The sequence below is a fragment of the Halopseudomonas salina genome (assembly GCF_008641105.1).
The window spans coordinates 600,385-620,485 of record NZ_VTTI01000001.1 but is presented as its reverse complement, the minus strand read 5'-3'; the positions used below and the strand labels follow the sequence as shown (position 1 = coordinate 620,485).

17 protein-coding genes are annotated in these 20,101 nt (G+C 60.4%); 10 read left to right on the top strand and 7 right to left on the bottom strand.

What is annotated here, in order from left to right; translation table 11 throughout:
- Positions 1 to 4 precede the first annotated feature (4 nt).
- Entirely contained in the window at positions 5 to 1,750 is a 1,746-nt protein-coding gene (gene ggt / locus FZF01_RS02815; protein WP_150276567.1) for a gamma-glutamyltransferase, read from the top strand.
- Here the strand turns inward: ggt and FZF01_RS02810 are convergent.
- The 5 genes from FZF01_RS02810 to FZF01_RS02790 all read right to left on the bottom strand — a co-directional run bounded on the left by FZF01_RS02810 (position 1,737) and on the right by FZF01_RS02790 (position 7,082).
- The gene (locus FZF01_RS02810; RefSeq protein ID WP_188434350.1) at positions 1,737 to 3,581 is read right to left on the bottom strand and encodes a Na/Pi cotransporter family protein; all 1,845 of its coding nucleotides are present in this window, start codon (positions 3,579 to 3,581) and stop codon (positions 1,737 to 1,739) included. The genes ggt and FZF01_RS02810 overlap by 14 nt on opposite strands.
- 74 nt (positions 3,582 to 3,655) lie before the next feature.
- Positions 3,656 to 3,997 (bottom strand): multidrug transporter, encoded by a 342-nt coding sequence (locus tag FZF01_RS02805; RefSeq protein WP_150276565.1) that lies wholly within the window; start codon positions 3,995 to 3,997, stop codon positions 3,656 to 3,658.
- A gap of 213 nt (positions 3,998 to 4,210) precedes the next feature.
- Positions 4,211 to 5,023 (bottom strand): bifunctional DNA-formamidopyrimidine glycosylase/DNA-(apurinic or apyrimidinic site) lyase, encoded by an 813-nt coding sequence (gene mutM / locus FZF01_RS02800; protein WP_150276564.1) that lies wholly within the window; start codon positions 5,021 to 5,023, stop codon positions 4,211 to 4,213.
- A 252-nt stretch (positions 5,024 to 5,275) separates the two neighbouring features.
- Complete coding sequence (locus FZF01_RS02795; protein WP_223825361.1) at positions 5,276 to 6,634, bottom strand: hypothetical protein; 1,359 nt, start codon at positions 6,632 to 6,634, stop codon at positions 5,276 to 5,278.
- 19 nt (positions 6,635 to 6,653) lie between these two features.
- Positions 6,654 to 7,082, bottom strand: coding sequence for a PaaI family thioesterase (locus FZF01_RS02790; protein ID WP_150276563.1), 429 nt, complete (start codon positions 7,080 to 7,082; stop codon positions 6,654 to 6,656).
- A 181-nt stretch (positions 7,083 to 7,263) separates the two neighbouring features.
- Between FZF01_RS02790 and FZF01_RS02785 the strand changes: the two genes are divergently transcribed.
- The 5 genes from FZF01_RS02785 (at position 7,264) to FZF01_RS02765 (ending at position 11,868) form a co-directional block, all read left to right on the top strand.
- Positions 7,264 to 8,778 carry a 3-hydroxyacyl-CoA dehydrogenase gene (locus FZF01_RS02785; protein ID WP_150276562.1) on the top strand — a complete coding sequence of 505 codons (1,515 nt, stop codon included), beginning with the start codon at positions 7,264 to 7,266 and terminating at the stop codon, positions 8,776 to 8,778.
- 6 nt (positions 8,779 to 8,784) lie between these two features.
- Complete coding sequence (locus FZF01_RS02780; RefSeq protein WP_150276561.1) at positions 8,785 to 9,984, top strand: 3-oxoadipyl-CoA thiolase; 1,200 nt, start codon at positions 8,785 to 8,787, stop codon at positions 9,982 to 9,984.
- Between the two features lie 172 nt (positions 9,985 to 10,156).
- Positions 10,157 to 10,453: a hypothetical protein gene (locus tag FZF01_RS02775; RefSeq protein ID WP_150276560.1), complete on the top strand. Its 297-nt coding sequence runs from the start codon at positions 10,157 to 10,159 to the stop codon at positions 10,451 to 10,453.
- A 49-nt stretch (positions 10,454 to 10,502) separates the two neighbouring features.
- A complete protein-coding gene (locus FZF01_RS02770; RefSeq protein WP_150276559.1) occupies positions 10,503 to 10,985 on the top strand; it encodes a YbhB/YbcL family Raf kinase inhibitor-like protein in 483 nt (160 codons plus the stop codon).
- Positions 10,986 to 11,061: 76 nt separating this feature from the next.
- A complete protein-coding gene (locus tag FZF01_RS02765) occupies positions 11,062 to 11,868 on the top strand; it encodes an acyl-CoA thioesterase (RefSeq protein WP_150276558.1) in 807 nt (268 codons plus the stop codon).
- 63 nt (positions 11,869 to 11,931) lie between these two features.
- Here the strand turns inward: FZF01_RS02765 and FZF01_RS02760 are convergent, their stop codons facing one another.
- The gene (locus FZF01_RS02760; protein WP_150276557.1) at positions 11,932 to 12,603 is read right to left on the bottom strand and encodes a crotonase/enoyl-CoA hydratase family protein; all 672 of its coding nucleotides are present in this window, start codon (positions 12,601 to 12,603) and stop codon (positions 11,932 to 11,934) included.
- The gene (locus tag FZF01_RS02755; RefSeq protein ID WP_150276556.1) at positions 12,600 to 14,228 is read right to left on the bottom strand and encodes an AMP-binding protein; all 1,629 of its coding nucleotides are present in this window, start codon (positions 14,226 to 14,228) and stop codon (positions 12,600 to 12,602) included. Before FZF01_RS02755 ends, FZF01_RS02760 begins: the two co-directional genes overlap by 4 nt.
- A 226-nt stretch (positions 14,229 to 14,454) precedes the next feature.
- Between FZF01_RS02755 and FZF01_RS02750 the strand changes: the two genes are divergently transcribed.
- The 4 genes from FZF01_RS02750 (at position 14,455) to FZF01_RS02735 (ending at position 19,933) form a co-directional block, all read left to right on the top strand.
- Positions 14,455 to 15,249: an IclR family transcriptional regulator gene (locus FZF01_RS02750; RefSeq protein ID WP_150276555.1), complete on the top strand. Its 795-nt coding sequence runs from the start codon at positions 14,455 to 14,457 to the stop codon at positions 15,247 to 15,249.
- A gap of 175 nt (positions 15,250 to 15,424) precedes the next feature.
- On the top strand, positions 15,425 to 17,518 hold the full coding sequence (locus tag FZF01_RS02745) for a 3-hydroxyacyl-CoA dehydrogenase NAD-binding domain-containing protein (RefSeq protein WP_150276554.1): 2,094 nt from the start codon (positions 15,425 to 15,427) through the stop codon (positions 17,516 to 17,518).
- A 74-nt stretch (positions 17,519 to 17,592) separates the two neighbouring features.
- Positions 17,593 to 18,789 carry an acyl-CoA dehydrogenase family protein gene (locus FZF01_RS02740; RefSeq protein ID WP_150276553.1) on the top strand — a complete coding sequence of 399 codons (1,197 nt, stop codon included), beginning with the start codon at positions 17,593 to 17,595 and terminating at the stop codon, positions 18,787 to 18,789.
- A gap of 10 nt (positions 18,790 to 18,799) precedes the next feature.
- Positions 18,800 to 19,933: an acyl-CoA dehydrogenase family protein gene (locus tag FZF01_RS02735; protein WP_150276552.1), complete on the top strand. Its 1,134-nt coding sequence runs from the start codon at positions 18,800 to 18,802 to the stop codon at positions 19,931 to 19,933.
- Positions 19,934 to 20,101: the final 168 nt, after the last annotated feature.

Here is a 20,101-nt window from a genome sequence, read left to right as displayed (position 1 = left end):
GCCCATGCAATACAGACTGCGCCGACCCCGCCTGGCGGCCATCCCCCTGCTGTTATGCATTCTGCTTGGCAGTACCTTGCCTGCCCACGCAGCCCTGGAAGAACAGGCCGTAGCCAGCGCCCACCCGATGGCCACCGCAGCCGGCCACCAGATCCTCGATCAGGGCGGTAATGCTTTTGACGCCGCCGTCGCGGTTGCCGCTACTCTGGGCGTAGTGGAGCCGTACAGTTCGGGGCTCGGCGGCGGTGTTTTCTTTCTGCTCCGCAAGAATGCCCAGCCTGGGGCCGAATATGCCTTCCTGGATGCCCGCGAGACTGCGCCGCTGACCGCTGGTCGCGATTTCTACCGTGACAGTGCGGGCGAGGTACAACGGGATCCGGCCATCAATGGACCGCGGGCTGCGGGTATACCGGGCCTGCCAGCCGCGCTGGTTGTGCTTAGCGTACAGTACGGCAATCTACCCCTGCACAAGAGTCTACAACCAGCTATTGACGCCGCAGAGCAAGGTTTTGCCGTTACCAGCCGGTATCGGGCCCTGGGCAGCTTCCGGCTCGAAGCCATGCGCGCCGACGCAGAAACCGCCCGGTTGTTTCTACGCGACGGCGAGCTGCCCGCCGAGGGCACTGTCATCCGCCAACCGGAGCTGGCCATCACCCTGAGGCAACTGGCGACCCAGGGCCGTGCCGGCTTCTACCAGGGCCCGGTAGCCAACCATCTGCTGGATGCGGTGCGGGACGCTGGCGGCGCCTGGCAACAGGCCGATCTGGATGCTTACCGGGTAGTTACCCGTCAACCAGTGCGGTTTTCCAGCCATGGCCACGAGATAATCAGCGCGCCATTACCCTCAGCCGGGGGCATTGCCCTGGCGGGAATGCTGCAGGGCCTGGAAGCACTGCCAAAGGCGCAGCCTGGCACTAGCGCATGGACCCACCAACTGGTGGAATTGATGCGCCGGGTCTACCGCGACCGCCTGCTGCTGGGTGATAGCGACTTCGTCACGCCTCCAGTGCAACAGCTGCTATCCGTGGAACATGCCCGCAACATGGCCGCCGATATAGACCCTGCCCGCGCCACGCCCAGCGCCGAACTCGGCCCTCTGACTCCCTTCAACGAAGGCAATAACACCACTCATTTTTCATTGATCGACCGACAAGGCAACGCAGTGTCGGCGACACTCAGTATCAACCTGCCCTTCGGCGCCGCCTTCACCGTACCGGGGACCGGCGTATTGCTGAATAACGAAATGGACGACTTCGCTGCCGACCCCGAGGGCGTTAACGCCTACGGCCTGGCCGGCAGCGTGGCCAACGCAATCGCTCCGGGTAAGCGTCCCCTGTCAAGTATGACGCCAACCATGCTGGAAAACAGCCAGCAGCTGGCGGTACTTGGCACGCCTGGCGGCAGCCGCATCATTACCATGGTGCTACTGGGTGCGCTGGAGGCAATCGAGGGCCAGACGCCTGACGCCTGGGTGAGCCGCCCGCGCTTCCATCACCAGTATCTGCCTGACCACATCCAGGTTGAAGATGCTGCCTTGGATGCAGGACAGCGTGCCGAGCTGGAAGCCATGGGGCACCAGATCAAGCCCGTCGGCCGGGATTACGGGGACATGCATGCGGTGCGCTGGGACAAGACCAATGGCACCTTGAGTGCTGCCAGTGATCCCCGGGGTGTCGGTCAGGCACAGATCCAGACTGTACCTGAGGCGGAGTTCAAGTCAGAGCCTCAGCCCGCAGTCATGACAGAGTAAAGGTCGGTTCTATTCGGCCACCCGGCTCACCCAGGGCCTCACCGGTGGATGCCAACGGCTTCTCGGCCAATATGACATGTGCGCGATACAGATGACGGCGGATACGTAGCACGGCATGGAGGTCGTTAAGCAGTGACGTCGCCTGCCAGCCGTCCAGTTCCCGGTTACGCAGATGCCTTTGCACCTCCTGCTGATAGTGCTCGGCAAAAAACGCTTCCTCTTCCTCGTAATGCTCGAACACATCAGTCTGCGCCTCGCGGTCGCCGCGCATGTCCAGCAACCGGGCAAGTTCGACGATCGCCAGGCCACATTGTTCGCGCAACATGTCGTAGGACTGGTGAATGGCAGGTTGCTGGCTGTCGACCTGCTTGCGCAGGTTCCGTTGCAGATAGTTTGCTGCTTTTACTGCCTCGATCAACTCGCGGGCGGCGGCATTGTCATCCAGCAGCAACTGCTGCTGCTCAGGCTGCAGTGACTGGTCGATACGGCTACTGAAGTCGATGATGTCCGCGTATACACCCTTGACGTGCCGCTCGTACAACGCCTCTGCATCCTCCCGTCGCTCTAGGGGCACCTTGCGCAACACCATCCGGTGCAACATCTCTCGGGACAGATCCTGCAAACCGCCCGGCGGCAGATACACCGCCGCAGCTACGACCTGACGGGCAAGTGCAGCGAGGTTACGCACCTCCTGATCCAGCACCTTGAGTGCCGTATCGGCATGCAGCAGCGCGCTGTCATTGAGAAACTGGGCACGCATCCGTGGCTGCTCGCTGAGGGTCGCAGACCCGGTCACGGTATCCCCTACCGCAGGCTGATCCGGCAGCCAGCGCATCAGGTACTTCACCAGGAGCGGGATCCACGGCAACATGATCAACAGTCCCAGCACGTTGAACAGGGTGTGGAATAATGCCAGCTTCAGGGTATGGGCCTCGGCCGCAATGCCCAGAAGATCCGCGGTCCAGTCGACCGATCTGACCAATGTGGGGAGGATTGCCAGGGCCACCACTGCGGTGATCAGATTGAACAGGATATGCGCAGCAGCCAGCCGGCGGCCGGCATTGTTGCTACCCACGGCGCCGATAACCGCGGTGACCGTGGTGCCCAGGTTGGCACCCACCGCCATCGCCAGTGCGTTGCCATACAGCAACTGACCACTGGCCAGCGCAGCCAACGTCAACATCAGCGCCGCATGGCTGGACTGCATGAGTACCGTAGCCAACAGGCCGATAAAGGCATAAATCAGCACGCCAACCCAGCCGGATACGGACAAACCGTCCAGGCTCAGCAGACCCTCGAAGCCGACAAATCCCGCCTTCATCAGGTCAATACCCAGAAAAAGCAGGCCCATACCCAGCAGTAACTGGCCTAGCCCCTTCCACAGACTCTCGGCACGGCGACCAAGCAGGACGCCGAATACCAACAGGGGCATTGCCGCTACGGACAGGTCGACCTTCAGGCCCACAAGGGCAATCAGCCAGGCGCCCGTTGTGGTTCCCAGGTTGGCACCAAAAATAATACCTATGCCTGCCACCAAGCTGATCATGCCGGCGCTCAGGAAGGCCATCGTGAGGAGAGTAACCAGTGAGCTGGATTGCACCAGGGCCGTGCTGGCCACACCAAATAGCAGACTTTTCCACAGGCGATTGGTACTACGCTTCAACCAGCGCTCAAGCGCGCCACCGGTAAAAGCCCGGAAACCATCCTGCAGGTGGAACATGCCAAGCATGAACAGGGCTATGCCGGCCGCCAGGGTGGCCAGGTCTGATTTCCAGACAAACAATACGACAAGCGCCAGCAGAAGCACTGGCACCCAGAGGGGTTTGAACATGTTGCGCATCAGCCTACTACTCGTAAAAAGGCTGCGGGCTGCGATCGTGCGTCAGCGACCCACGACCAGAACAATCAGCGGTTTTCGTCGGCGTGCGTGCGACCGTAACCGCTCTTGGTGCAACCCAGGCAGCGAACAAATGTTGCCTCGCCCGGCCGAACAACCAGTTCGCGACCGGCTTCTGCGGTATTCCCTGCGAGCAGGGTGAATGGCAAACTGACCACAAAAGCAGCCGCACCGATTGCGGTAACGCCAGCCAGCAGGGGCCGAGCAATAATCAGGTCACCGACCATTGCATAGTAACCCGGCTTTTCGGTGTATCCGATCTTTCCGGTTTGAGTGGGTTCGGCAGCGTGCGCAGCGGCGCTGAGCAGCAGACCAGCCATCAAGGCTGTGGAGTGACGTAACAGGCGCATAATTAAGATCCCTGGTTGTGGCCCGGCAGGCCCTTGGTCTTGTTGAGCTATCCGTCCCGGACAGCCTTCACGCTTCATTGTAGGCGTAATCGCTCAATCGGGAAATCGGGCGCAGGGTTTATGCACCCTCCGTTGCACGAGAGCTCCATGACAGTAAGCCAGAACCGGTCGTCAAGCACAATACATGGGCCTTGGCAGCCCCCTGGACCGGACTCAGCGCTGACATTGGCGGCAGAAAACCGAACTGCGTTGCCCCAGCCGGGTTTCCGACAGAGTATTGCCACATACCTTGCACAGTTCGCCGCCCCGACCATAGACGAACAGTTCCTGCTGAAAGTATCCGGGCTGGCCGTCGCCGCCGGTAAAGTCGCGCAGGGTCGTCCCCCCGCGCTCGATTGCGTAGCCCAGGATACGGCGGATCTCGATTGCCAGGCGCAGGTAGCGGGCACGGCTGATTCGCCCGGCCTCGCGCCGGGGATCAATACCCGCTGCAAACAGGGCCTCGCTGGCGTAAATATTACCGACGCCAACCACCACCGCGTTATCCATGATGAATGGCTTGACCGCAATGCTCTTGCCCCGTGAGCACTGATAGAGGCGTTCGCCATCGAACAGATCCGATAAGGGCTCCGGACCCAGCTTCGACAGTAGAGGATGAACCTCCCCTGACCTGATCCAGAGCATGGCGCCAAAACGTCGGGGGTCGGTGTAACGCAGGGCCAGGCCTGAATCCAGTTCGATATCCACATGCTCATGCTTGAGTGGCGGCGTTCCGACAGGTACCAGGCGTAGATTGCCCGACATACCCAGGTGGCTGATCACGCTGCCACCACCGATATCCATCAGCAGGTACTTGGCGCGGCGGCGGATCTGGCTGAAGGTCTGGCCCTCGATCTGGATCGCCAGGTCCTCCGGGATCGGCCAGCGCAAACGGCGCTCGCGCACTACAAGTCGGGTGACAGTGCGGCCCTCGAGATGTGGAGCAATACCCCGGCGGGTGGTTTCTACTTCAGGTAGTTCCGGCATTTTGGGGCCCGTGTAAAAATGATGCGTGACGACATGTTGAGCATTAGTCCGTGTGGGACGCCGGTCAGCAGTCTCGCTTTGCTGACACGCTGTCCCATCCCTGGGCGCTCGGCGTCGCCCATCCATGGGCTCCGACGGTACAGCAAAGCGAGACTGCTGACCGGCGCCTTATATCTCTGCGCCAGCTGAACCCGCCCTCTTGAACCTTTGGGCGCTCGGCTTGCCGCTTGAAGCTTGCGGCTTGCGGCTCTGCTAGCTATGCCACCAGTAGGTGCCGAACAGCAAGAGCAACAGCAGCGGCATCACGCTGGCGACGAAGCGACCGTTCCAGCCGAAGGCGACGCGAAACGGCGTTTCGCCACTGTAGCGCGCCAGGATCAGTGTCGACGGCCCGAATGGCGAACAGATCATCGCCAGGGAGAAACCGCACATCAGACCCACCGCTGGCGTCATGATAGGCACGCCCAGCAGGGCCAGCTGGGATAGCAGGCCGGCAATCAGGGACAAGGAGACGATCGGCGCCACACCGATCACCGCCAGGGTGATGGTGCTGAACAGACTGACCACCGCCAGCAGCAGATTGTATTTGGGCTCGGCCGCCAACCAGGCGGCAATCTCTTCCAGCGGGGCAATCGCGCCAAGGGCGCCGCCGAGCAGGGCAGCACAGCCGAAAATAAACATCTCGTTGTGCATGCTCGACATGTTGTCAGCGATCTCATCCAGCGCCTGCCTGGGTGACCGATCACGCCAGAGCAGATACAGGGTCACGCCAACAGGGACCAGCAGCATGGCTGACTGCGGCGCGCTGAGCACCGTCTGCCAAGCCAGCAAGCCGATCAGCATCAACCCCAGCAAGCTGCCGCCAAGCAACCCCCACATGCCCTCGGCCCGAGTGCTGTCGCCGATGTCGTCGCGCAATGCCAGGAGCCCGCGGGTTTCGCGACGCCAACCGACCAGGATCATCATTACCGCAGCGACGGCGCCGTAGGGCACCATGGCGCTCCAGGACAGCGAAGGCATTTCCCTGGAAATAATCGCGATGGTCACACTGGTCGGCGCCAGCAGCGGCACCAGGGCAAAACCCCGCAGGGTGGTAACCATAACGCTGCGCAAGCCTTCACGGCGTTGCAGATCGGTTAGCGGATAACGGCGCAGGTGCGTGGCCAGGGTCCCGCATAGCAGATTCATCATGCCGAAATTGAGGATCGAACCAATGCTGCCAGCCGTCAGTACATAGCGCGGATAGAGCACCACCTTGGAACCCGACAATAGCGCCTTGTGCAACTCACTGAGTTGCGGCAAGCGCTTGGCCAGCAGTTGCATCAGACCCAGGGCACCGAGAAAACTCGTGTAGTAGGCAGCGGAACTGGCCAGCTTCGGCCATAGCGACGCATCCGTCCGGGGGCTCAATACGGTCGCAACCAGCACCGCGAGGGTAACGATACCCAACCAGCGCGGATACGGATTGAGCCGCCGGAAATGCAGCATGAAGTAGCCAAGGAACGCCAATGCCGCCAGCCAGCTGAGCCACGCGACCTGACTGAGCAATGCGCCCAGCTCCAGAGCAACGCCCAAGGGAAGCAGCACGACGGTCATTTTAGCCATGGGCATGAGTGTCACCAGACAGTGTTCACGGCAGATCCTTGCGGAAGGCGCCCTTCTTGAATACACCTTCGCCAAAGCCGAGCAGAGTGTCGTTATCGTCGAGCAGGTCGCAGGAGGCCATGAAGATCTTGTGGCCGCCGCTGCGCCGAGTGGCTACCGCCCGAATCCGGGTGCCCAGAGCAGCAGTTGCCGAGAAGTTCACGTTCATCGACAGGGTAATGGCCACTCGACGCTCATCGGCAGTCGGCGCCCAGGTGCCGCACAACCCCATGGCAATATCGAGCAGACTGGCAGTGACGCCGCCATGCAGATTACTGGCGTTGTTAAGATGCTTGGCGGTCAGCGTCAGACCGACGACCGCACGGCCCTCGGAATATTCGAGCAGTTCACAGCCCAGGTCCTGGAAAAAACCGGTTACGGATTGGGCTACTGCCTGGCGATGGTCGGGGTTCACGGCTAGGTCACCTTTTATTCACTACACTGATGCAGATCTTGGCATTGGAGTCGGCTGCAGAGTATGCCACAGCTCCGCCGTCGACGAACTTGCGCTCGCTCGGCGCAGGATTTAATCTCGCACGGTTATGAACGAAATACTGTTTCGCACAGCGGAACAAGAATAACCGAGGAGGCACTGCATGTTCAATCGAATTGGCGTGATCGGCGCGGGCGCCATGGGCCGCGGCATAGCTCAGCTGTTTGCCAGCAGCGGTCAGCAGGTACTGATCTATGACACACGGTCAGAAGCCATCGACGATGCGATCGATTTCAATCGCAACCTGCTCAAGCGCTCTGTCGCCAAGGGCAAACTCAGCGAGGCTGATTTCGACGCGACCATGCAGCGGATGCAGCCGGCAGCCGAACTCGAAGCGCTGAAAGATTGCGACCTGGTGATCGAGGCGATCGTCGAGCTGCTTGAGGTCAAACAGAAGCTGTTCGACCAGCTCGAGGCTCTGGTGGGCGATGAGTGCGTGCTGGCCACCAACACCTCGTCCCTGTCCGTGACCCGGATTGCCAGCAGCTGCCAGCGGCCGCAGCGGGTAGCCGGTTTTCACTTCTTCAACCCTGTTCCGCTGATGAAGATTGTCGAAGTGGTGCGTGGTGAACGCACTGACGAGACGGTCGTACAAGGCCTGGTGGCACTGGCCGAAGCGGCCGGGCACTTTGCCGCCATCACCCCTGACACCCCCGGCTTTCTGGTCAACCATGCGGGCCGCGCGTTCGGCACCGAAGCGCTGCGCATGCTCAGTGAGGGCGTCGCCACGCCAGCGCAGATCGACCGCATCCTGCGCGACGGCCCCGGTTTCCGCATGGGTCCCTTCGAGCTGTTCGACCTAACCGGCCTGGATGTCTCCCACGCGGTGATGGAGTCGGTGTATGAGCAGTTCTACCACGATCCGCGTTATACCCCCTCGTTCATTGCGGCCCAGCGCGTGGCCGCGGGCCTGCTTGGCCGCAAGACCGGCCAGGGGTTCTACCGCTATGAAGACGGCCAGAAGATAGAGCCGCAGGAGAGCACGCCGGACACCGTGATGATCAACCGGCCATTCTGGCTGCAGACCGAAGACGACGCACTGCGTGCCAAGGTGGCCAGCGCGCTCGACGCCGCCGGCGCCACGCTGGAGGACGGCGCACAACCCTCGGCCCAAGCCATTTGCCTGATCACACCCCTGGGCGAAGACTGCACCGCGGCGCTCACTCGCCTGCAGCTGCCAGCCAATCGCACCCTCGCGCTGGACAGCCTGGCCAATTGGGACAAACGCCGCACACTGATGCGTCAACCCGCCGCCGACGCCGCTCTGGTCGCCCAGGCACGCCAGGCGCTAGCGGCTGATGGCGTACCGGTGGAGGTCATCAACGACTCTCCAGGCTTCGTGATTCAGCGGCTGATCGCCGGCGTGGTCAACCTGGGTAGTGAGATCGCCCAGAAAGGCATCGCCACACCCGAGACGCTGGACCGCGCGATCCAGTTGGCCCTCGGTTACCCCAAGGGCCCACTGGCCTTTGGCGAGCACTATGGTAAAGAAACCATACTCAGCATCTTGAACAACATGCAGCAGACCTACGGTGAGCCGCGCTACCGCCCCAGCCCCTGGCTGCGTCGCCGCGTGCAGCTCGATCTGCCGCTCACCACACCCGACTTCCAGGAGTAATTGCAGATGACTGCCTATATCTATGATGGTTTGCGTTCACCCTTCGGCCGCCACGCTGGCGCTCTGGCCAGCGTACGGCCGGATGACCTGCTCGCCGAAGTGATGCGTGCGCTGATCGCGCGCAACCCCTTTGACCAGCGTGAATATGAAGACGTCGTCATGGGCTGCACCAACCAGGCCGGTGAAGACGCGCGCAATATCGCTCGCCACGCCGCCCTGCTGGCTGGCCTGCCACAGGAAGTACCGGGCCTCACGGTCAACCGCCTGTGCGGCTCCGGCCTGGCAGCAGTGCTGGACGCCCACCGCATGGTCCGCGCCGGCGAAGGCGAGCTGATCATCGCCGGGGGCGCGGAGAGCATGAGTCGCGCGCCCTTCGTGATCGCCAAGAGCGAAAGCCCCTACTCGCGGGAATTCCGCGCGTTCGACAGCACCATTGGCGCGCGTTTCCCCAATCCGAAGGTGGAGAAGGAATACGGCTGCGACACCATGCCCGAAACTGCTGACAACGTCGCCGAAAAACTGGGTATCACCCGCGAGGAAGCGGACACCTACGCTGCGCGCAGCCAGGCGCTGTACGAGCAGGCCCGCGCTGACGGCTTTTTTGCCGAAGAGATCCACCCGATCGAAGTCTCCCAGGGCCGCAAGAAGCCAGCCAAGCTGGTCGATCAGGATGAGCACCCCCGCCCGCAGAGCGATATGGAAGCTCTGGGCAAGCTGCGTCCATTGTTCGAAGGCGGCGTGGTCACCGCCGGTAACGCCTCGGGCGTAAACGATGGCGCCGCCGCCCTGCTGATTGGTAACGAAGAGATCGGCAAGAAGTACGACATCAAGCCCCGGGCGCGCATCCTCAGCGGAGCGGTAGCCGGTGTTGAACCGCGTTTGATGGGCGTCGGTCCGGTTGAAGCATGCAAGAAGGCACTGGCCCGCGCCGGCCTCACCCTGGACGACATGGATGTGATCGAGATCAACGAGGCCTTTGCTTCACAGGTGCTCGGCTGCGCGAAGATGCTCGGCCTGGATTTCAATGATCCGCGCCTGAACCCCAACGGCGGCGCCATCGCCGTGGGCCACCCGCTGGGGGCGTCGGGCGCGCGCCTGACTCTCACTGCACTGCGCCAGCTGGAACGTACCGGCAAGCGCTATGCACTGGTCAGTCTGTGTATCGGTCTCGGCCAGGGAGTTGCCGCCGTCATCGAGCGGGTCTGAACACGGCATCATGATCGCCCCGGCCTGGCCCAGGCTCAGCTGCCTGGCGCCAGGGGCGATCACCGCTCGCTTGCCGGAGCGAGCTCCGCACGACTATACCTGGGTATGGCTTGCGCAGAGTTCTGCTAAGGTATGTCTGCGTTAAAGCCTGAATTCACCTTGGAAACAATTGATGCAAGTATCGTCCAATCCCTTTGAATGGCTGGGAGAAGCCTTAGGCACGCTGGTGCGCTTTGTTGTCGACAGCCTGGCCTGGGTCTTTCAGATCCTGAGCGGAGCAAGCACCGCTTTTGTTAACGGCTTTTCCCGAGCTCTGGGGGTCGACAGCAATGTATTTACCGTTGTGGCTGTCATTATCGGGCTGCTGTTGATCTACGCCGGCGTGCGCTCCCTTATCAACCGGCGCTTTTTCGGGGCGGTAATCTGGCTACTGCTGGGCCTGTGGCTGCTCAGCGCCCTGATCAACTGAGACCGGTTTTGTCTGGACCACTCAATCGCTGATAATCAAGGAGTACAGTATGGGTTTCGCATTTTCCAACGACATGCAACTGACCAGCAGCGCCTTCAGCAACGATGGTGCTATCCCTGCTCGTTTCACCGGCGAGGGAGAAGATGTTTCTCCTGCGCTGAGCTGGACCAATCCGCCCGAGGGCACCAAGGGCTATGCTGTTATCTGCCATGACCCGGATGCACCACTGATCTCGGCCAATGGCACCTATGGTTTCGTCCACTGGACGCTGTACAACATCCCCGGCTCGGTAACCAAACTGTCCGAAGGCACCGGTGAGTTTACCCAGGGCAAGAACAACTTTGGCAAGACCGGTTACAACGGACCGATGCCGCCCGAAGGCCACGGCCAACACAAATATTATTTCTGGGTCATTGCTCTGGACAAGGAACTGGATCTGCCTGCCAACCTCAGCCTCTGGGACCTGCTGGCCAAAGTCGAGCCCCACGCCCTGGCCATGAATCGTCTGATTGGCACCTACCAGCGCGGTTGATCTCGCCCGTTTATCCAAGTGAGGGCACGGTGTCATGCCGTGCCCTTCTGTCCGTCAACGCAGTTCGGAAACCCCGATGACTACCCCCACTTCCCATGCCCTTGATCAGGCGATCAGCCTGCAGATGACTGCGCCAAACCGTTTTGGCGGTCATTGCGATGAAACCTACCTGAACATGGTCGGCCCGTTTGGCGGCATGACCGCTGCGACCTTGCTGAACGCAGCTCTGCTGCACCCCGAGCGACTCGGAGACCCGGTTTCCCTGACCGTCAACTTCGCTGGCCCAGTAGGCCTGGGTGATTTCGAGATCGAAGCCACTCCCCTGCGAACCAACCGCTCCACTCAGCACTGGCTGCTATTGTTGCGCCAGAACGGCGAAGTGATGACCAGCGCAACTGCGTTTTTTGCCAGCCGCCGCGAAACCTGGTCGGAGCAGGCCGCGGAATGCCCACCAGCGCCGGCGGTGGATGAGCTACCGCGCATGGAGCGCAACGAGCGCGCCTGGTTCAGGCATTACGATATGCGTTACATAAGCGGGATGTTCAAACCGGGCGAGGCTGAAGAAACACACGACAGCCTGCTATGGGTGCGTGATGAACCACCCAGGCCACTGGATTTCGCTGCCTTGACGGCCATTGGTGACATCTTCGCACCGCGTATCTTCAGCCGGCGCCAGCGTTTCACCCCCGCAGGTACCGTGTGCATGACGCACTATTTTCATGCCAGCCTGGATGACCTGCAGCGCACCGGTAGTGACTTTCTGCTCGGACAGGCTGGCGCCAGCCGCTATCACCACAACTACGCCGACCAGATCGCCCATCTTTGGGCAGCCGACGGCACCCTGCTGCTCACCAGCACGCAGGTGGCCTACTTCAAGGAATAGGCAAGGAGTGTCCAGGGAATAGCAATGCCTTGCCACCCACAGGGGTGGCAAGTCCGTCGTTATTCAGGCCTGGAGCCAGGGCAGTACTGCGGCGCGCAACGGCGCATTCAACAGGAGGCGGGTTTCGCGATAGGCCTGGCGCGGCAGAGCTGCCAACCGCTGCAATTGTTCCCGGGCGCAGGCGATAACCTGCTCCGGCGGCTGCAGTGCATCGTAGAAACCGGCCGCCTGAGCCTGCTCCGGATTCAGCCCCTGCGCCTGCAAAGCGCAACGTGACAGCCATTGCGGCGTTACCCGGTCTCGGGCTATGGCCATGGCTGCCCGGGGCATGGTCATGCCAATCGCCACCTCATTCAGCGCCACGCGCCAGTCACCAGCAGCTCCTACCCGGTAGTCAGCCAGTAACAGCATGAAAGCGGCCTTGGCCATGGCGTGGCCGCTACTGGCCGCGACCAGTGGTGCGGGATAATCCAGCATGGCCAGGGTCAGGCGATCACCTGCAGCGCGCATGGCGTCACAGGCCGAGCCGCCTGCCTGGATCAATTTGCGATCATATCCGCCACTGAAGCAGCCAGGCCTGCCGGTGATCAACAGCGCAGCATCTCCGTCGGCCGCTTTGGCGATAGCCTCGAGCAACGCGTCCAGCATGGCCTCGGACAAGGCGTTTACCTTGCCGTCATCCAGCGTGATTTCGGCCAGTCCATCACTCATATTGAACGTCAGCCACTCACTCATGCTGCACCCGCCGCCGCGCGTGCTTCATCGCGCAGTACCCGACGCAGCAGCTTGCCGACTGTCGACTTGGGCAAGTCATCGCGGATCTCAACGGTGCTGGGGACCTTGTATCCGGTCAGGTGCTCGCGGCAATGGGCGATGATCGCGTCCTTATCCAGGGCAGGATCATTGAGACTGACAAAGAGTTTGATTGCTTCGCCCTTCTTCTCGTCCGGGATGCCTACAGCCACACACTCGCGGATTCCCGGATGCACCATCACTGCATCTTCAACCTCGTTGGGGTACACGTTGAAGCCGGAGACCAGAATCATGTCCTTCTTGCGATCGACCAGCTTGAGAAAGCCCTCCTCGTCTATTACGCCCACGTCTCCAGTCTTGAGCCAGCCGTCATCGGTAATGCTTTCGGCCGTGGCCTCCGGGCGCTGCCAGTAACCCTGCATCACCTGCGGGCCACGGATCAGCAGCTCACCGGGTTCACCACGCGGTGTTTCATTGCCGGCGTCATCCACTGTGCGCATTTCGGTATCGATGACCGCACGCCCGATGAAACCTTCCTTGTAAGGGGTGAACGCGGTGGAAGCGACCACCACCGGCGAGGTTTCCGTCAGGCCGTAGCCTTCGCGCACCACGCTGCCAGTGCGGGCTTGCCAACGCTTGGCGATCTCGGTATTCAGCGGCGCACCGCCGGAGTTGACCCATTTGAGATGGCTGAAATCGATATTATCGAACTCCGGATGGGCCATCAGCGAAACGAACAGCGAGTTGATTCCGGTCAGCAGGGTTATCCGGTGCCGTTTGAGATCGGCCATCATGCTGTCGAGATCCCGCGGATTGGTAATCAGCACGCTGTGGAACCCAGTCGCAACCGAGGCAATGCAGTTCGCGGTGAAAGCGAAGATATGATAAAGCGGCAGCGGAGAGACCCGCACTTCGTTGCCATATTCCACGTCGCCCGGACGAATGATATTGGTCGCCTGGAGTACATTACTGAGGATGTTTCGGTGCGACAGCATGGCGCCCTTGGATACGCCGGTTGTGCCCCCGGTGTACTGCAGCAGCGCCAGATCATCCAGATCACGCTCGGGTTTGACTGCGGGCAACTTCTCGCCCTCGCGCAGGGCCTGCATGAAGCGCACCTCGTCATCCTCGGCACAGGAGTACTCGGGATTGGCAAAATCATCCAGACTGGTGACGATCAGTAGCTCTATTCCGGTCTCACCCTGAATCTTGCGGACCAGAGGGACCAGCTTGTCGAGCACCACGACCGCCTTTGCGCCTGAGTCGGCAAACTGATGACGGGTTTCGTAGGGCGTGTATTGCGGATTGGTGTTGACGATGACCAACCCTGCCTTCAGCGCGCCGAAAATGGTAATCGTATATTGCAGCAGGTTGGGCAACTGGATGGCCAGACGGTCGCCTGGCTCAAGCCCGGCCGGACCCCGCACATAGCGGGCAAAGGCATCGGCGCGCTTTTCCAGCTCATTGAAGCTGAGCGTATCAGCCCCGCAGGAGAAAGCCGGCTTGTCGCCGTAATCCTGGCAGGCCTTGGCCAGGACATCACTGAGATTGGTGTGCCCCAACTGGGCCAACTGGTCGCCAACGGTGGAATGAACGGGTGTCGACATGAAAACCTCTTATTTGAATCGTTATTTTGCACAGCGAAATACAATACCAAAAAGATGCTATTCTATCCCCTTTTGCTGTGCAATCATTGGGACGCAGGTAAACTGATACCGCCAGGCAGAACCGGAACAAACCGGCTGCGTCACAATAAAAACAGAACAAAGCCGCTCCACGTCACCACAGAAGGTTGGTCATGGATGCAGGCTGCGCTTTAGCAAGGTAACCGGCATGAACGACGACCTCAGTACTCTCAGTGAAACCACACCGGCCAAGGATCGCAAGTTTGTCGAGGCGCTATCGCGCGGGCTCGATGTGTTGCGGGCCTTCAGCCAGGGCACGGTAGTCATGGGTAATCAGGATATCGCCCGGATCACCGGTCTGCCCAAACCTACCGTCTCACGCATGACCTATACCCTGACCAAACTGGGTTATCTGAGTTATTCGCCGCAACTGGAAAAATACCAGCTCGACTCCGGCGTACTCGCACTGGGCTACGCCTACGTTTCCAACCTCCGTGTTCGCCAGTTGGCCAAGCCCTACATGGATGAGTTCGCGCGCTCGACCAATACCTCCGTGGGCCTGACCTGCCGCGACCGGTTGTCGATGATCTACGTGGAAAACTGCCGACCTGCGGAAACGACGTCATTGCGCATGGATGTGGGCGTGCGCCTGCCGCTGGGCACCACGGCCGCTGGCCGCGCCTATCTGGCCGCGATGAAGGAAGAAGAGCGCAGCCACGTGATCGCCGCCCTGGCCGCCCGCAGCCCGGACACCTGGCCAGAGACGGCAGCGCGACTGGAAAAGGCCTTCGAGGACTATGCACGCCACGGGTTTTGTCTATCTTTGGGGGACTGGGACCGCAACGTTAATGCCGCGGGTGTGCCACTGCATTTGCAGGACGGCACCCTGATGGCACTGACCTGCGGAGCTCCTTCGTATCTGGTTTCCGAAGAGAAGGTGCAGAACCAGCTGGCCCATCAGCTTGCCATGCTGGCACGTGATATCGAGCGCCTGGGCGTTTAGCCTTTCCCATCACGCTGAGTGATCGGGCCGCATTTCATCCGTACGGGGCATCGACAACCGCTTTATTTTTTTGTATTTTGCCTGGCGGAATACAATTTCATTATTTCGCATAGCGAAACTGGGGTGAAACACCCTTCAGAACTGTTTTAGTCATCACAACAGACGGAGAACGAGCATGTCGGACGTGGTCACACTGGAACGACAGGGCGCCATAGCGGTTGTCCGAGTCAATAATCCTCCGGTCAACGCACTGGGTATTGCGGTACGCGAAGGTCTGCAGAATAGCTTCCAGGCCGCCGAAGCCGATCCCGAAGTAAAAGCCATTGTGCTGGTCTGCGAAGGCTCGACCTTCATGGCCGGTGCCGACATCAAGGAGTTTGGCAAGCCGCCTAAATCCCCAGGTCTGCCTGAAGTGGTGAACGGCATCGAGGCCGGCAACAAGCCGAGCGTCGCGGTCATCCATGGCACAGCCCTGGGCGGTGGTCTGGAAGTCGCCGTCAGTTGCCACTACCGCATTGCGCTGAAAAGCGCCAAGGTCGGCCTGCCGGAAGTCAAACTCGGTCTGCTGCCTGGCGCGGGTGGCACCCAGCGTCTGCCACGCCTGGTCGGTGTACAGAAAGCCCTCGACATGATTGTCAGCGGCAACCCGATTGGCGCAACCGAAGCACAGGAACTGGGCGTTATCGACGAGCTGATCGAGGGTGACCTGACTGCTGCCGGCATCGCCTACGCGCAAAGGCTCATCGATGAGGGCAAGGGTGCCCGCCGCACTGGCGAGCGCACCGACAAACTGGATGGCGTCGATAACGCTGCCCTGGTTGAAGCCAAGCGCGCCGAAATCGAAAAGAAGATGCCCGGCCTGTTTTCTCCCCAGCGCTGCATCTCCGCTGTCGAAGCGTCCTTCACGTTGCCATTGGAGCAGGGCCTAAAGCGCGAGCGCGAGCTTTTTGCCGAGTGCCTGGTATCACCCCAGCGTGGTGCCCTGGTGCATGCGTTCTTCACCGAGCGCCTGGCGTCCAAGATTGACGATCTACCCAAGGACACCCCGACCCGCGAAATTAACGCCGCAGGCGTCATCGGTGGCGGCACCATGGGTGTCGGCATCGCCATGTGTTTTGCCAACGCGGGCATCCCGGTCAAGATCCTGGAAATCAGCGAAGACGCCAAGTCCAAGGCCATGCAGCGCTGCCGTGACACTTACATGATGAGCGTCAAGCGCGGCAGCCTGACCGAAGACGCCATGAACAAGCGCCTGGCCCTGATCGAAGGCGTGATCGATTACGCCGATCTGTCCAGCGTGGATCTGGTGGTCGAGGCCGTGTTCGAAGACATGGGCGTCAAGCAGAAGGTGTTCGAGGCTCTGGACAAGCACTGCAAGCCCGGCGCGATTCTGGCCAGCAACACCTCTTCACTTGATCTGAACCAGATTGCTGAATTCACCCAGCGTCCCCAGGACGTGGTGGGTCTGCATTTCTTCAGCCCAGCCAATGTGATGCGTCTGCTTGAAGTGGTGCGCGGCGAAAAAACCGCCAAGGACGTTCTGGCGACCGCCATGGCGATCGGCAAGAAGCTGAAGAAAGTCGCGGTGCCGGTCGGCGTCTGTGATGGCTTTGTCGGCAACCGCATGGTCTTCCAGTACGGTCGCGAAGCGGAATTCCTGCTCGAGGAAGGCGCCACACCGGCCCAGGTCGACGGCGCGTTGCGCAAGTTCGGCATGGCCATGGGGCCCTTCGCCATGCGTGACCTGTCCGGCCTGGATATCGGCCTGAGCATCCGCACCCGCCAGCGCGAAACTCTGCCGGCCGAGTACACCTTGCCAACGATCCTTGATCGCATGGCCGAGGCGGGTATGCTGGGTCAGAAGACCGGCCGCGGTTTTTATCTGTATGAAGCGGGCTCGCGTACGCCGCTTGATAACCCTGCCTTGCCAGCTATTCTCGAGGCTGCCTCGAAAGAACAGGGCGTGGAACGCCGCCAACTGTCCGACGAGTACATTCTCGAGCGCACTCTGTTTGCATTGATCAACGAGGGCGCCAAGATCCTCGAGGAAGGTATTGCCCAGCGCGCCAGCGACATCGACGTCATTTACATCAATGGTTACGGCTTCCCTGCACATCAGGGCGGTCCGATGTTCTATGCTGACAGCCTTGGGTTGGATCAGGTATATGCCCGGATCAGCGCTTTCCACAAGGAACATGGCGCCTGGTGGAAACCAGCTCCATTGCTGGAGAAGCTTGCCAGAGAAGGACGCAAGTTCGCCGACCTCTGACAGCTGTTATTTAATGACCTGGGCCCGACGGCATCCGCCGCAGGCCCGGAACTGTATTTCAACGAGGACCTGACATGGACATTCATTACACCCCAGAAGAACTCGCTTTCCGCGATGAAGTGCGGGAGTTCCTGAAGAACGAGTTGCCCGAGGACATTGCTGCCAAAGTCAAAACTGGCAAGAACATGTCCAAGGCAGACCACGAGCGCTGGCAGAAAATTCTGTCCAAGCGTGGCTGGTACGCGCCAGGCTGGCCGGTTGAATTCGGCGGCACCACGTGGGGCCCCGTCGAGAAGCACATTTTCGATGAAGAGTCCGCCGCCTACGGCGCGCCGCGCACCGTTCCCTTTGGCGTAAACATGGTTGCTCCGGTAATCATCAAGTTTGGTACCGAAGAGCAGAAGCAACATTACCTGCCGCGCATCCTGTCAGGTGAAGACTGGTGGTGTCAGGGTTACTCCGAGCCAGGTGCTGGTTCTGACCTTGCGTCGCTTAAAACCCGTGCGGTCCGTGAAGGCGATCACTACATCGTCAACGGTCAGAAGACCTGGACTACTCTGGGGCAGCACGCCAACTGGATTTTCTGTCTGGTTCGTACCGACCCAGAAGCCCAGCAGCAGCGTGGCATTTCCTTCTTGCTGATCGACATGGCCACCCCGGGCATCACCGTACGTCCGATCATCACCCTGGATGGCGACCATGAAGTCAACGAAGTGTTCTTCGACGACGTCAAGGTACCGGTAGAGAACCTGGTTGGTGAAGAGAACAAGGGTTGGACCTGCGCCAAGTACCTCCTGACCCACGAGCGCACCGGCCTGGCCGGCATTGGCGCGTCCAAGGCTGCCCTGACCCACTTGAAAAAAGTGGCTACCCAGCAGCACAAGAACGGCAAGCCGCTGATTGATGATGCGGTTTTCCGCGCCCAGGTTGCCCAGGTGGAAATCGAACTGATGGCCGCCGAGATGAGCACGCTGCGTATCATTGCAGCAGCGAAGGAAGGTGGCGTCCCCGGTGCAGAGAGCTCGATCCTCAAGGTCAAGGGCACCGAAATCCGTCAGGCGATCACCAACCTGCTGCGCAAGGCTATCGGGCCGTACGCACTGCCCTTCCTGCCGGAAGAGCTGGAATATGACTTTGACGGCGACATGCTGAACAGCGAGTCCAGCCCAGCGCTGGCAGGCGATTACTTCAACATGCGTAAACTGTCGATCTTCGGCGGATCCAACGAGATCCAGAAGAATATCGTCTCTAAAATGATTCTGGAACTGTAGGAGATTAGTCGTGGACTTCAAACTCACAGAAGAGCAACAGATGCTGCAGGAAACCGCGGCGCGTCTGGTACGCGACGCCTACACCTTCGACAAGCGCGAGAAGTTCAGCGCCAGCGAAACCGGTTTCAGCCCCGAATTCTGGCAACAGATGGGTGAGCTGGGCCTGACCGCCATTCCCTTCCCCGAGGAACTCGGTGGCTTTGGCGGTACCGGTGTGGAAAACATGCTGATCATGCAAGAGCTGGGTCGCGGTATTACCCTTGAGCCCTACATGGAGTCGGTCATCCTGGCCGGCGGTCTGATTACCCAACTGGGTTCGGACAGCCAGAAGGACGAGCTGTTGGGCGCCATTGCCAGCGGTGAACTGCAGGCCGCCGTCGCACTGGACGAGCCGAGCAGCCACTACCTGCTCAACGATGTACAGACCACTGCCAAGCAAGACGGCAGCGACTGGACCCTGAGCGGCCGCAAGGCTGTAGTCATCGGTGGTCACACCGCTGGCAAGATCCTGGTCTCCGCGCGCACTGCAGGTGATGTTCGTGACGAGAAAGGCATCAGCCTGTTTATCGTTGACCCCAAGGGCGCCGGTGTCACCCGCCGTGAATACGCTACTGTTGATGGCCGCAAAGGTTGTGAGCTGTTCCTGGACAATGCTCCTGGCGAATTGCTCGGCCAAGCTGGCGAAGCCTTCCCGGCTATCACCTACCAGGCTGGCCGCGCGATCGCTGCCCTGTGTGCTGAAGCTATCGGCGCCATGGAAGTCGCCTGCGATGTGACGCTTGATTACCTCAAGCAGCGCAAGCAGTTTGGCGTACCGATCGGCAAGTTCCAGGCACTGCAGCACCGTATGGTAGATATGCGTACAGAGCTGGAGCAGGCTACCTCGATGACCATTCTTGCTGCCTGCGTTGCAAGCGAAGAAGACAGTGTCGAGCGTACCCGTACCCTGACCGCAGCCAAGTTCCTGGTTAACCGTTCTGCACGCAAGGTTGCCGAAGAGGCAATCCAGCTGCATGGTGGTATCGCCATGACCTGGGAATATTCCCTCGCTCACTACGCCAAGCGTCTGGTAATGATTAGCCATCAGTTGGGTGATGACGACCATCATCTCGAAGCTTACGCTAAGCTGATGAGTGTGGCCTAAGCGACATCTCTACCGGAATAACGGCAATTTCGCCGTTATTCCGGCACTTTTGCCATGTATTTTAGCAAATTGGCACTATCGGGCTGTGTATTGGCTCGGTATCCTATGCAACCCCTTAATTGTCATGCGCCCCCGGGCGTCCCATAGACTTGTGGAGGACTAGCGTCC

Coding starts and splice junctions, on each gene's coding strand:
- FZF01_RS02770 (WP_150276559.1), top strand. CDS start 10,503: ATGGGTTTCGCATTTTCCAACGACATGCAACTGACCAGCAGCGCCTTC.
- FZF01_RS02805 (WP_150276565.1), bottom strand. CDS start 3,997: ATGCGCCTGTTACGTCACTCCACAGCCTTGATGGCTGGTCTGCTGCTC.
- FZF01_RS02760 (WP_150276557.1), bottom strand. CDS start 12,603: ATGAGTGAGTGGCTGACGTTCAATATGAGTGATGGACTGGCCGAAATC.
- ggt (WP_150276567.1), top strand. CDS start 5: ATGCAATACAGACTGCGCCGACCCCGCCTGGCGGCCATCCCCCTGCTG.
- FZF01_RS02740 (WP_150276553.1), top strand. CDS start 17,593: ATGGACATTCATTACACCCCAGAAGAACTCGCTTTCCGCGATGAAGTG.
- FZF01_RS02780 (WP_150276561.1), top strand. CDS start 8,785: ATGACTGCCTATATCTATGATGGTTTGCGTTCACCCTTCGGCCGCCAC.
- FZF01_RS02785 (WP_150276562.1), top strand. CDS start 7,264: ATGTTCAATCGAATTGGCGTGATCGGCGCGGGCGCCATGGGCCGCGGC.
- mutM (WP_150276564.1), bottom strand. CDS start 5,023: ATGCCGGAACTACCTGAAGTAGAAACCACCCGCCGGGGTATTGCTCCA.
- FZF01_RS02745 (WP_150276554.1), top strand. CDS start 15,425: ATGTCGGACGTGGTCACACTGGAACGACAGGGCGCCATAGCGGTTGTC.
- FZF01_RS02750 (WP_150276555.1), top strand. CDS start 14,455: ATGAACGACGACCTCAGTACTCTCAGTGAAACCACACCGGCCAAGGAT.
- FZF01_RS02775 (WP_150276560.1), top strand. CDS start 10,157: ATGCAAGTATCGTCCAATCCCTTTGAATGGCTGGGAGAAGCCTTAGGC.
- FZF01_RS02795 (WP_223825361.1), bottom strand. CDS start 6,634: ATGCCCATGGCTAAAATGACCGTCGTGCTGCTTCCCTTGGGCGTTGCT.
- FZF01_RS02755 (WP_150276556.1), bottom strand. CDS start 14,228: ATGTCGACACCCGTTCATTCCACCGTTGGCGACCAGTTGGCCCAGTTG.
- FZF01_RS02810 (WP_188434350.1), bottom strand. CDS start 3,581: ATGTTCAAACCCCTCTGGGTGCCAGTGCTTCTGCTGGCGCTTGTCGTA.
- FZF01_RS02765 (WP_150276558.1), top strand. CDS start 11,062: ATGACTACCCCCACTTCCCATGCCCTTGATCAGGCGATCAGCCTGCAG.